At 39.4% G+C, this 13,624-nt stretch carries 7 protein-coding genes; 5 read left to right on the forward strand and 2 right to left on the reverse strand.

Features of this window, described 5'->3' with window-relative positions; genetic code table 11:
• Positions 1 to 74 precede the first annotated feature (74 nt).
• Together PESP_RS07425 and sohB are read left to right on the forward strand one after the other, a co-directional pair.
• Positions 75 to 2,534, forward strand: a complete 2,460-nt coding sequence (locus PESP_RS07425; protein WP_089347455.1) for a VolA/Pla-1 family phospholipase — start codon at positions 75 to 77, stop codon at positions 2,532 to 2,534.
• Between the two features lie 100 nt (positions 2,535 to 2,634).
• Positions 2,635 to 3,651: a protease SohB gene (gene sohB / locus PESP_RS07430; RefSeq protein WP_089347456.1), complete on the forward strand. Its 1,017-nt coding sequence runs from the start codon at positions 2,635 to 2,637 to the stop codon at positions 3,649 to 3,651.
• A gap of 108 nt (positions 3,652 to 3,759) precedes the next feature.
• On the opposite strand, the gene PESP_RS07435 is transcribed toward sohB, so the two are convergent.
• Positions 3,760 to 5,091, reverse strand: coding sequence for a dicarboxylate/amino acid:cation symporter (locus tag PESP_RS07435; RefSeq protein ID WP_089347457.1), 1,332 nt, complete (start codon positions 5,089 to 5,091; stop codon positions 3,760 to 3,762).
• 190 nt (positions 5,092 to 5,281) lie between these two features.
• Between PESP_RS07435 and PESP_RS07440 the strand changes: the two genes are divergently transcribed.
• Positions 5,282 to 9,247: a beta strand repeat-containing protein gene (locus PESP_RS07440; protein ID WP_089347458.1), complete on the forward strand. Its 3,966-nt coding sequence runs from the start codon at positions 5,282 to 5,284 to the stop codon at positions 9,245 to 9,247.
• Positions 9,248 to 9,497: 250 nt separating this feature from the next.
• Positions 9,498 to 12,197, forward strand: coding sequence for a type I DNA topoisomerase (gene topA, locus PESP_RS07445; RefSeq protein ID WP_089347459.1), 2,700 nt, complete (start codon positions 9,498 to 9,500; stop codon positions 12,195 to 12,197).
• A gap of 121 nt (positions 12,198 to 12,318) precedes the next feature.
• Here topA and PESP_RS07450 read toward each other — a convergent pair whose 3' ends face one another.
• Positions 12,319 to 12,561: a hypothetical protein gene (locus PESP_RS07450; protein WP_089347460.1), complete on the reverse strand. Its 243-nt coding sequence runs from the start codon at positions 12,559 to 12,561 to the stop codon at positions 12,319 to 12,321.
• Between the two features lie 236 nt (positions 12,562 to 12,797).
• On the opposite strand from PESP_RS07450, the gene PESP_RS07455 reads away from it, so the two are divergent.
• Positions 12,798 to 13,349, forward strand: coding sequence for a TIGR00645 family protein (locus PESP_RS07455; protein ID WP_089347461.1), 552 nt, complete (start codon positions 12,798 to 12,800; stop codon positions 13,347 to 13,349).
• The last annotated feature ends 275 nt before the right edge of the window (positions 13,350 to 13,624 follow it).

Raw genomic sequence — 13,624 nt, forward strand, 5'->3', positions numbered from 1 at the left:
TTACTACACTGATTAAACACACTTACTTTGAACGAACACACTATAAAAATAAAGATATGTGCGGAGCTAAAAATATGAAAAAAATGCTACTCTCACTCTCGGTTACGGCTGCATTAGCAGGCTGTGGCGGCGGAGAAACGTTAGAAGATGTTAAAAATGATACAGCCACTATTATCCCAACTGCTACGGTAACTTTTGACCCAGCAAACGGGGTACTGTCTGTTCCTAACGATTTATTAATGAGCGGTACTCAAGACGGCACACTTAATATTCCAGGGGAACTAGACGATGATAACGTGTCTATCCCTCGTGCCGCTTATTCAGACCCACAACTTGCATTGGGTGCATTAGATGGTTGGTCTTCTCAGGTGCCATTTAAGATTGATTTAACTTTCCCTACGGGTGTATCGCTTGACGAAACGTCAGCTGCAACGCCTGGCACAGTGCGAATTTTTGAAGTTATTATGGGCGCAAGCCTCACAGATGCAGAATGTTCGGTGGTTACAGCCGGTACTGCATGTAAGTTAGTTGGTGAGCTGACTTACGGAGTTGATTTTATCTCTCAAGCATCGGGTGATGCAGTAGCAATTATTCCTCTTAAACCATTTAATGCAGGTAGTTCATACATTAATGTACTAACTACTGGCTTGAAAGATTCTCAAGGGCGTTCTATTCAGCCTTCATCAACTTATGCGTCTGTAAGTGAAGAAGCGCCGCTTATTACTGATGCTCAGCTTGGGCTTCAAGCGGCAGTAAATAGTTATGAAAATGTAGTGGTAAGTTCGGGTGATATCACCAAAGACGACATTATATTTTCTGCTGCGATGACTATTCAATCAGCAGGGCCTGTACTTGGTACTATTAAACAATTATTAGCAGGTAGTTTGGCAAACCCTGCGACCGTACCAAAAATAACTATCACAGAGTCTGAAGAAACGGTTAAAGATTTTTTAAAATTTCCTGATATAGCTACTTTTGCACCATTTGATGCTGTTGAATATATTAAAGGCGAGATTACTTTACCTATGTACCTAGGCACACCTACAGGTACAGAAATAAGCGATTTGAATGACACTTACTGGAAAGCTATGTGTTCAAGCCCCGTTGCAGTATTAAATCAATTAGCTTCAGATCAAAAATTACGAGATGAAGGTAAGCAAGAAGAAATTGATGCAACTATGTTTGACGAAGGTCCTTATGAAGACGTTTGTCAGCAAATAAATACTCAGCTACATGATTATCCAAAAATTGATATTACTCGGCATTTAACTAAATATAACCCAGTTCCACTAGCTCAAAGCTATGAGACTATACCTGTACAAATCACAAAGCCAATTTTAGCTGATATAAATGTTTATCGTTCAGCTTATAATCTACCTGAGCTTGAAAGTATCCCAGAAGGCGGTTGGCCTGTTGTAATTATGCAACACGGCATTACGACAAATAAAGAAAGTATGCTTGCATTAACTGCGCAGCTTTCAATCCAGGGTTTTGCTACCGTTGCAATAGATCATCCTCGCCACGGTGAGCGTGGAATAGATGTAGGTGATGATGGCACAGACGATTTTAATGCTACTAGTGGCTCTGTACTTAGCTATATGAATTTAAGTTCATTGCTTGTTGCGCGCGATAGTTTACGTCAATCTTCAGCTGATTTATTAGGTTTACGTTTAGGGTTAAACTTTATAAATGATACAACGATTAACGCACAAGACGTCACTTACATTGGTCATTCATTAGGCTCTATTGTCGCTCCTGCATTTATTTCCCAAGCAAATAATCCATTAGCGCCAACGGTTGATCCATTATTTAATGTAAACACAGTAGCACTTGCTAGTGGCGGTGGCGGTATTGCTAGCTTCTTACTTGAGTCGGCAGCATTTGGTCCATTTATTCAAGGTTCAGTGTTATCTCAAGCTGGCACAACAGAGGCTGACGAACTTAATGTATACTTGCAAGGTGCTGCATTGTCTAATTGTGGGGCATTAGCATCAGAAGATAAGGAAGCTTATTTAACGTGTGGTTATAACGAGTATGTAGCTTCTTTAACTACAGCTGGTGAAACAAGCAAGCTTACTAATATTCAAGATGTGTTTACTCAGTTTGCATTTGCAGCGCAAACAGCGTTAGACAGTGGAGACCCAACTAATTACGCATCGGCAGTACAAGCATTAGGTACGCCTGTTTACACAAACGTAGTAGTGGGTGATGGTGGCGATAACAAACCTGATCAAGTTATTCCTCCTGCGGCAGCGAATAACCCAATTTCAGGGACTATTCCATTAGCAAACTTTATGGGGCTTGAAACAGTAAGCACTTCACAGCCATTAAGTGAAACACCGGCTAGCTACTTAGTTAAATTTACTAAAGGACATCATGGCTCTATTTTAACACCAGCCCAAGATGAAGCCGAAGCGGCTACTGTTGAAGGCAGCGCTGCCGCAAATGCTGAAATGCAGCTGCAAGTTGCTACTTATTTAGCAGCACGCGGGCGTATGTTACTCGTTACAAACACTGAGGTTGTGACTGATTAACCAGCAAATATATTATTAACCTTTAAAAGCCACTGTTTAGTGGCTTTTTTTTGTTATAAAGCATGATAAATTAGCTTAAATTTATAAATGGAGAAACCAGTTGGAATTTTTATACGAGTACGGTTTGTTTTTTGCTAAAACGGTTACCTTTGTTATTGCCATTGCAATTATTTTAACCCTTATAGTGGGCTCTGCTGTTAGGCCTAAAGCTAAAAAAGGGGCAATAGAAATAGATGATTTATCTGAGCAGTTAGATGATTTAAAACAGAGCTTTTTAGAAAACACGTTAACTAAAAAAGAGTTAAAGTTGCATCAAAAAGCATTAAAAGCTGAGTCTAAAAAAACAGCAAATGATGAGCCTAAACCACGTTTATATGTTATTGACTTTATTGGTAGCATGGATGCACACGAAGTTGAAAGCCTACGTGAGGAAGTGACTGCCATTATTACTATTGCAAACCCAAAAACAGACAAGGTGCTGGTGCGTTTAGAAAGCGGTGGTGGGGTAGTACATGGCTATGGCTTAGCAGCCTCTCAGCTACAGCGATTTAAAAATGCGGGTATTAAACTATCTGTATCAATAGATAAAGTTGCAGCAAGCGGTGGTTACATGATGGCATGTGTTGCAGATGAAATACTTGCAGCACCTTTTGCAATTGTGGGCTCTATTGGGGTTATAGCGCAAATACCTAACTTTAATAAAATATTAAAGAAAAATGATGTGGAGTTTGAGCAAATTACCGCGGGTGAATTTAAACGTACACTCACATTATTTGGAGAAAACACAGATAAAGCACGTGAAAAGTTTCGTGATGAAATAGAACAAACACATGGCCTGTTCAAGGATTTTGTAAGTACACAGCGTCCAAGCTTAAATATTGATAATGTTGCCACTGGTGAGCATTGGTTTGCTACTCAAGCTATTGAAAAAGGCTTAGTGGATGTTATAAAAACCAGTGACGATGCATTGTTAGAGCAACAAGCCGAGCGCCAAATTTATAAAGTTAAATACAAGGTTAAAAAGGGCTTAAGCGATAAACTGGCAATAGGTTTAAGCAGCGGTGTAAATAAAGCGGGTGTTAATTTAATGTCGCGTTTTAAATCGATAAACCCATAAAATACTTATACCAATCCTCAAAATAGATCACTTAATTAAGCGAATTGGTATTAATTATAAACAATAAAAAACCCTTGCATGGCAAGGGTTTTTTATGGCTTAAAAATATTAGGGCGTTGATTTATGATAATCTTCTAAGTCTTTTGCGGCATTTGGGTCGTTGAAAATAGTTTCATCGAGTTGACCTTCAGATTTAGCAACAACACACGTTACCATACAGTCACCAGTAATATTTACCGCAGTACGCGTCATATCAAGCAGTCTGTCTACACCAATAATGATAGCAATACCTTCTACAGGTAAACCTACTTGGTTAAGTACCATAGCTAGCATGATTAAACCGACACCAGGTACACCAGCTGTACCTACAGATGCAAGTGTTGCAGTTAAGATAACCATTAAGTAATCAGAAATTGTTAAATCAACAGCAAACACTTGTGCAATAAACACGGTTGCCACACCTTGCATTATTGCTGTGCCATCCATGTTAATAGTGGCACCAAGCGGTATAGTAAAAGAGGCAACTGAGTTGTTAGCACCCAGCTTTTTTGTTGCTGTTTCAAGGGTGATTGGCATAGTAGCGCTTGAACTTGATGTACTAAAGCCAAATAAGCAAGCGTGTTTCATTTTTGCTAAAAAAGTAAGTGGGTTAAGTCCCGTCAGAACTTTTAAAATAATGCTGTAGTTAATAAGGGCATGAATAAGCAATGCAGCTACAACCACTAAGAAGTATTTAGCCAAGCTTACAATTAACCCCATTTCAATGGTGGTAAACAATTTAGCCATTAAGAAAAATACGCCGTATGGTGCAATATTCATCAGTAGTGTAACAAGTTTTAAAATTACTGTGTTTAAGTCTTCGAACACAGTAGCAACACGTTTACCTGCTTTACCGCTTAAAGCCATCGCCACACCAAATAAAAGTGCAAATACAATAACTTGCAGCATGTTACCTTTAGCCATTGCTTCGAAAGGGTTAGTAGGGAACATATCAATAATTACGCGTGCAAGTGTAGGGGCTTCTTTCGCATTAAAGCTCGCATCTGAAGGAAGGGCAATGCCTTCGCCTGGATTAAATAGCAGCGCCAACGATATAGCAACTGTAATTGCAACCGCGGTAGTTACTAAATATAAGCCTATAGACTTACCGCCTAAACGACCTAACTTTTTAGGATCGCTTAAACTACACGTACCACAAACAAGCGATACAAACACAAGTGGAACAACCAACATTTTTAAGCTGGCAATAAAGATTTGTCCACCCACATGGAAAAGGCCATCAACAAAAAATGCTTTAATTGGCAAAGAGAATAACCCAAGAGGAATTAGATAATCGTCTTCACCAGCTAATATAGCTTGAAATAAAAAGCCTACTGCAATACCCAGCGCCATACCAATCATGATACGGGTAGTTAAACTCATTGAACGTATTTTAGACATATTCCCTAATCTATTTTTTCAAATTTGCCATAGACTACCAGCAAGGAAATATTTACTACAGAAAAAAATAGTTTTTAATGAAATTTTTTTACACAAAAAAGTGACAAAAAACTGTGATATTAGACTAAGTTATAGGTTAATATTAGGTAAACAATTATCAGTAAATAATAACAACGCTAGGGAGAGGTCCATGCCTTTAACGCGACTACTCAGCATTACACTATTTAGCTTTATGCTTTCAGCTTGTGGTGGTGGTGGAACAATCGAGAAAGACGGCACTATAGGTGATGATGATTCTACAACCGAAACATCCACATATACGGTAAGCTTAAAAGGCTATACACAGTCAAGTGATACTGAGTCAAATACAGTTACCGCGGCGGCTCCTTTAGAACTTAGAGCAAGTTTAGAAAATCAAGACGGTGATGCTGTTTCTGGTGAGCGCATTACCTTTACCCTGGCAGATGATGTTGGTGCTTTAAATCAAGCTTCCGCACTTACAAACAGTGATGGCTTTGCTATTGTCGAACTAATGGCTGGTACAGTTGAAGGAGCTGGAGAAGTAACTGCGACCTATACTATCGATGGTGTTTCATATACAGATAGTTTTAGCTACAGCTCTTCTGGAGATTCAGAAGGTGATGTTGAAAATCCTTTCTCAGTAAGTTTAGAAGGATATTCTCAAACAGACGGTAGTGAATCTAATACTGTATCAAGCGATTCGCCGTTAAATATAACTGCCACACTACTAGACTCTGATGAAACCCCTATTTCTGGTGAGCGCATAACATTTACACTTGCGGATGAAGTCGGTTCATTAGCTCAGTCATCAGCTTTAACTCAAGCAAATGGACAAGCGACGGTAGAGCTAAGCGCGGGTACTACAGTAGGTGCTGGTGAAGTAACAGCTACATACACTCAGAACGACGCTGTATACAGCGCAACTTTTGCATTTCAATCACAGGGCGATGAAGCCAATCAATCAGATTATAGTTTAACCCTTCAAGGTTATACTAAAGGTACCGACACTCAATCAAATTCTACAACTTCTTTGGTACCATTAGAGCTCAGGGCAACATTGCTCAACGAAGGTGCGGCTGTAATCTCACAAAGTGTTAATTTCTCATTAGCTAGCGATATAGGTATTCTTAATCCAAGCTCTGGAAGCGTTTTAACAAATGAAGAAGGAGTAGCTACCATTGAGTTACTAGCTGGCGATACAGCTGGTGCATCAGAAGTTACAGTTTCATATACAATCGATGGCGAAGCGTTCAGCTCAGAAGCATTTGACTTTGAATCTATTATTATTGAACAAGCACAAATCGAAGTTAGTTTACTATCGAATGATAATATAGAAACTAGAAATGTTGATTTTCAAAACCCTGCTGTAGCACAAGCACAACTTTTACTGGATGGTGAGCCCGGGGCTTATAAATTAATAGAGTTTAACTTATCTGGTTTGGGCGTTATTAATCCTTCAAATGGTACTGCAATGACTAATGAAGAAGGTATTGCAAAAATTGATTTATTAGCTGGTACTGAGGCTGGCGCTAGTTCCATCTCCGCTACTTACAATGATAACGATAGTAATTCTTTTACTTCTGAATTTTTTACTTTTACAACCGCTGGTGATGCTCCTGAACAAGGCGATGATGACACTTACACCCTTAATTTAAGCTTGATTTCATCAACAACATTAACTCAAACAAGCGAAGTTAGTGCAAATGATAACGCTTTAGTTCAAGCCACTGTTTTAGATTCAAACAATGAAGCTGTCGTTGGAGGTGTTGTTAGTTTCAGTTCAACACTAGGTAACTTATTACCAAGCGCGGGAACCGCTTTGACAAATGAAAATGGTTTAGCATCATTAAACCTTGCTCCGGGAACGATTGAAGGTGCTGGTACAGTTACTGCAGTTTATGAGGCTGCTCAATCGACTGTAGGATTTTATACTCGCGGTGATGCGATTGACCCAAATCAGAGTTCTGCAGATATAGACTTTAAAATTTTACAAAACTGTTCTTCTGACTTTTCAACTACAAGAAACGCATCATTGTGTGATGAGGTAACTAGTATTTCAGGTGACACAACAGGTATTTTATACATTGAAGTGACAAATGAAAATTCAACAACTCCACTTACACAAACATTAGTAACTGCAACTACATCAATCGGTTCCGTTACTCCTTCAACAGGTACTGCAATTACAGACTCAAATGGTGTTGCCCTTTTAACAATCGTTCCCGGCCAAGATGTTGGTGCTGGTGAAATTACAGTGTCGGTGCTCGAAAGCGATTTAACTAAAGCATTTCAAATTGCTGCAGTAGATGTTGAAATTGCTATCAGTAGCTCGGTTGCTGACGATGAATTATTAGCAGCAGGTGCAACTGCACTTATTTCGATAGAAATTTCTAAAGATGGTGAGTTATACACTACACCATTAACTGTTGAGTTTTCTTCAGGCTGTGTAGGCTCAGACCAAGCATTAATTGACGAAACGGTAACAAGTATTGGTGGTTTTGCCCGCTCAACTTATCGCCCGCTTACTTGTGTAGGTGGCGATATCATTACAGCTACTGTGATCACTGGTGGCGATACAGTGTCGGCAAATACAACTATAAATGTATCACCAGCTAATATTGGCTTTTTACAGTTTGTTGAAGTGACCGAACCTGTAATTTCTTTAAAAGGTACTGGTGGCGCCGACAGAACTGAAATCTCAGAGGTGACATTTAAGCTTGTTGATTCAAACGGGAACGACCTAGCATCAAGAACTGTAAACTTTGAGCTTTCAACTGCTGTAGGTGGCATAACGTTAGGCACAGCCAGTGCAATTACAAATGCCAGTGGTGAAGTAACTACATCTGTTCAATCTGGTTCTATTGCAACGCCAGTACGCGTTATTGCATCAAGTGAGGAAGAGGTTGATGGCAACACGGTTATTGTAACGGCGCCTTCAGATATTTTGGTGGTTAGTACAGGTATTGCAGATCAAAACAGCTTTTCGTTATCACGTTCTATTTTTAACCCTCATGCTTTAAATGTTGATGGAAATACAGTATCGGTTAACGCACGTTTAGCAGATCACTTTAATAACCCTGTTCCGGATGGCACGGCGGTTAGTTTTATTACAGAAGGTGGTGTAATAGAGCCAAGTTGTACCACAACTGATGGAGCTTGTAGCGTAACCTGGACAAGCAGTAACCCACGTCCTTTTACTGATTCAATGTACGAAAATACGATTACTCAAAAGTGTGATAGCGGGTTACCGTGTCCATTAGGTATTTTAAATAATGATTTAACGGTAGATTTACCATTAGGTGGACGTGCAACCGTTCATGCTTACGCAATTGGTGAAGAAACGTTTTCAGATTTAAATGGTAATGGTTACTTTGATAGCGAAGACTTTTTTGACGATTTATTCGATATTCCAGAAGCCTTCATAGATAACAACGAAGATGGCACATACGGCGGTAAAGATTGTAACGATGGAACCGACCCATGTTCGCGTGACAACTCTACCGGTGATGAGTTTGAAGAATTTGTTGATTTTGATGGCAATGGTACATGGACCACAGAAAACGGCCTTTACAATGGCTTATTGTGTCGTGAAGAAGACGAGACAGCAGGTATTTGTACTCGTCAAATGGTTAATGTATTTCAAAACCAAGAGATTGTGATGTCAGGTGACGCTGCATTCTTTAGATTAGTAACATACGCTGATGATTGTTCGACTATTGTTGGTGCAAATGCATCTGAAGTACGTGTTAACAGCGACCCTACAAGTCCACTTGTTCGTCGTGTGCAAAGCGATGCAACAAGTCAGCTAATGTGTCAGGTTGACTCGATTGACTTAACACAAACTACTGGTGCATCAAGTTTAAACCTTACAGTATTTATTGCTGATGTTTATAACAACCCAATGCCAGCTGAAACAACTATTTCGATTGCAACAGACAACGGTATTTTAACGGGTAATGATAATTACACTTACCCTAATACAACAAGTATTGTGCCTGTAGGACTTTCGTTTGGTATTACGCGTGAGGACTTAGATGGTGGTAATGAGCAGTTTAGCGGCATTTTAACTGTGACAGCTGAGGCACCTTCTGGGTTAGAGACTACACTTTCAGTTAGCGTAACTGACGATTTATAATTGATATAATGTAAAAAAATGCCAACCTTAAGGTTGGCATTTTTGTTTCTGTTCTATATATTCCACAGCAATTATTCTAAAAACACCTGTTTGTATAATTTAACAACAAAAATTGTTTGTTTATTCAGTAAATACAGAAAAGTTTGTATTAAAAGCTTGTAACAATAGGTGTTTGTAGATATACCTATAAATATTCGCGCCGTTTATGTCGGCAAAACACATTTAAATATTTGGTTAGAAATAGGCAACTATGGGCAAATCGCTAGTAATTGTAGAGTCACCTGCTAAGGCTAAAACAATTAATAAATACTTAGGTAAAGACTTCATCGTAAAGTCCAGTATTGGTCACGTACGTGATTTACCTACCTCAGGTTCGAGCAAAGCTAAAGTGCCGGCAACTAAAACGCCTGCCGAAGTTCGTAAAATGGAACCTGAAGAAAAAGCAGCGTATAAACAGCAACGAGATTACACCAACTTAGTAGCGCGTATGGGTATCGATCCTGAAAAAGGGTGGGAACCGCATTACGAAGTTTTGCCAGGTAAAGAAAAAGTAGTTCAAGAGTTAAAAAAGCTGGCCGAAAACGCAGACCAAGTTTATCTCGCAACGGATTTGGATAGAGAAGGGGAAGCTATTGCTTGGCACCTTCAAGAAATCATTGGTGGCGAACCAGAAAAGTATAAACGTGTAGTTTTTAACGAAATTACTAAAAATGCTATTCAGCAAGCGTTTGAAACACCGGGTGAGCTAAACACCGATATGGTGTACGCACAGCAAACGCGTCGCTTTTTAGACCGTGTTGTTGGTTTTATGGTGTCGCCTTTGTTGTGGGCAAAAGTTGCTCGTGGTCTATCTGCCGGTCGAGTGCAATCAGTTGCAGTGCGTTTGTTAGTAGAGCGCGAGCGTGAAATTAAAGCGTTTATTCCTGAAGAATTTTGGGATATCCATGCTGATGTTAAAAATACCGAGTCTCAGTTACGCTTAGAAGTAACCAAACAAGCAGACAAGCCATTTAAGCCTGTAAATGAAGCGCAGGCTGCTGCCGCAGTTAAAACGCTTGAGAGCGCGGAATATAAAGTAATAAGTGTTGAAGAAAAACCAAGTAAAAGCCGTCCAAGCGCACCTTTTATCACTTCAACCATGCAACAAGCTGCTAGCACTCGTTTAGGGTATGGCGTTAAAAAGACCATGATGCTTGCACAGCGTTTATACGAAGGTGGTTACATCACGTATATGCGTACCGACTCAACTAACCTGTCAAAAGATGCGGTTGAAATGTGTCGTGACTACGTTACTGAAGAGTTTGGTGCTAAGTACTTACCAAAAGATCCAATTAGCTATAGCTCTAAAGGAAACGCGCAAGAAGCGCATGAAGCGATTCGTCCTTCAAGCGTGACTGTGCTTTCGGGCCATGTTGAGGGTGTCGATGCCGACGCTAAAAAGCTTTACGAGCTCATATGGCGCCAATTTGTAGCATGCCAAATGGTTCCTGCAGAATACGACCTAACAACGCTTACTGTTGCCGCAAGCGACTTCCAGCTTAAAGCAAAAGGTAGAGTATTACGCTTTGATGGTTGGACTAAAGTACAACCAGCAGTGCGTAAAAAGAATGAAGAAGATCAGTCTCTTCCTGCTGTTAAAGAAGGCGAAGTGCTAAGCTTAATTGAGCTTGATCCTAAGCAGCACTTTACTAAACCGCCAGCGCGCTTTAGTGAAGCAAGCTTAGTAAAAGAGCTTGAAAAACGTGGCATTGGTCGTCCATCTACGTACGCATCAATTATTTCAACAATTCAAGATCGTGGCTACGTACGTGTAGAAAACCGTCGCTTTTTTGCCGAAAAAATGGGTGAAATAGTTACCGACCGTTTAGTAGAAAACTTCACTGATTTAATGAACTTCGATTTTACTGCAAAAATGGAAGGGCGTTTAGATGACATCGCCGAAGGCGAGCGCGTTTGGACTCAAGTACTTGATAAATTTTATGACGATTTTTCTACGCAACTAAACATTGCAAAAGACGAGCCAGAGCAAGGCGGTATGCGCCTTAACCAAATGGTCGAAACGGATATTGACTGCCCAACATGTGGCAGAAAAATGGGTATTCGTACTGCATCTACAGGTGTATTTTTAGGGTGTACAGGTTATAACCTACCACCTAAAGAGCGCTGTACAACAACCATGAACCTTGTTTCAGGTGATGAAGCGGTTGCTGCAGATGTCGAAGACATTGAAACTGAAACATTAATGCAAATGAAGCGTTGTCCAATTTGTGAAACAGCGATGGACTCCTACTTAATTGATGAAACTCGCAAGCTACATGTATGTGGTAATAACCCTGCATGTAAAGGGCATATTGTTGAAGAAGGCACCTTTAAAATAAAAGGCTACGATGGACCTATTATCGAATGTGATAAATGTGGTTCTGATATGGAGCTTAAATCGGGTCGCTTTGGCAAGTACTTTGGCTGTAATAACGAAGAGTGTAAGAACACCCGTAAGTTGCTTAAAAATGGCGAAGCTGCGCCACCAAAAGAAGATCCGGTTCATATCCCTGAGCTTGAGTGCGAAAAATCAGAAGCCTATTTTGTACTTCGCGATGGCGCGGCAGGTATATTTTTAGCGGCTAATACTTTTCCTAAATCACGAGAAACACGCGCACCTAAAGTGGCGGAGTTAAAGCGTTTTAGAGACCGTATTTCTTCTAAGTTTTATTACTTAGCTGACGCACCTGAAAAAGATCCTGATGGAAATTTAGCTGTAGTACGTTATAGCCGTAAAAATAAAGCACAGTACGTTATGACCGAAGTGGACTCAAAAGCCACCGGCTGGACTGCGCACTATGAAGCAGGTAAGTGGGTAGAAGAAGCAAAGAAAAAAGCGGCGCCTAAAAAGAAGGCTGCTACTAAAAAAGCGCCTGCAAAAAAGACAAAAGCTAAAAAAGAAGAAGAGTAACTAACCCGTTACTTGTTTTTTAGCCAATAAAAAACCGGAACGCACAGCCTGTGTCGTTCCGGTTTTTTTATGAGTGCATATGCTTCGCAATGGCTTTGTTAGCCGCATATATACTCATAATTTAAATTTTTACAGATGACACTTTTTTATAGCCTTCAGACTCCAGTTCATCATTTACACATTGAAGTACGTAACCTAAAAGGTCTTCATTCGCTACATCGTCGTCTTTAGCCCAATTTACGCACATATCTGTGTATTCTTTAATTGTTTGTGCAGAAGCTGATGGTGCATCGTCTGCTACTGCATACGTTGCAGATACAGCAAAAAGTGGCGCTACTATTAATGCTAGCAATGCTTTATTCATTCGTTTATTCCTAAAAAATGGTTTGACGATTTAAATACATTTTATTGTTGTACTTAAACTGTGCCCAATGCAGAACAACTCTGTTGGTGTACTGATTTTTAATCGAAACTAAAATAAAAGATAACGAAATATTTTTATCGTGAAGATGAGAAAATTACGCTTAAATTACATTATAAGTATTTGTGTTGTAATAATTTATAAGCTAAGGTCGCTTTTTTTTATAAAAAGTAAAATGAATGGCTGAACAGCAAACTAACGTCCCTCGTGCACCTCGTAAAGTTCACAAAGTGGAGCAAGGGTTAGAATCGTTTATATTTACCGGGCGTTGGTTATTAGCGCCTTTTTTTGTGGGCTTATTGTTTGCAGTAATACTGTTACTTATAAAGTTTTTTAAACAACTTTATTTGATGGGCATCGCAACCTTTAGTGCAACAAATCAAGAATTACTCGTTGGTATACTAACACTGGTTGATACAGCCTTGTTAGCAGGTTTGCTTTTAATTATTATTTTTAGCGGCTATGAAAACTTTGTCTCAAAGCTCAATATTGAGGGCCATGAAGATAGGCCATCATGGATGGGGAAGGTTGGCTTCTCTGGTTTAAAAATGAAACTTATTAGCGCTATTGTAGCTATATCTGCGGTTGAGCTTTTAAAGGTATTTATTAATTCTAATATTCATTCAAGTGATGAGTTATTTTGGAAGGTAATTATTCATATTACTTTTGTAAGCTCAGGCGTATTATTTGCGCTCACTGATTATTTAAATAGTAAAACGCAATCACATTAAAAAGGTTAAGTTATACCAATTCGCTTAATTAAGTGATCTATTTTGAGGATGGAAAAACGTGTTTATAGCTAGGCAAAAAATTCGCTATTTAGTTGTTCTAAATGAGAATTTTTTAACGCAGATAGCGATACGTTTAGCCCCGCAAAATGATTAATTATTATTGCGGATTGGTATTAGTGCTTTGGTGGCAGCTATTTCGCCTTCATACCGACCAAAGTGACCTCAAGCTTTAAGCACACAAAAAAGCCCGATAAAATCGGGCTTTTAAAATATGT

Source organism: Pseudoalteromonas espejiana DSM 9414 (assembly GCF_002221525.1).
GTDB lineage: Bacteria > Pseudomonadota > Gammaproteobacteria > Enterobacterales > Alteromonadaceae > Pseudoalteromonas > Pseudoalteromonas espejiana.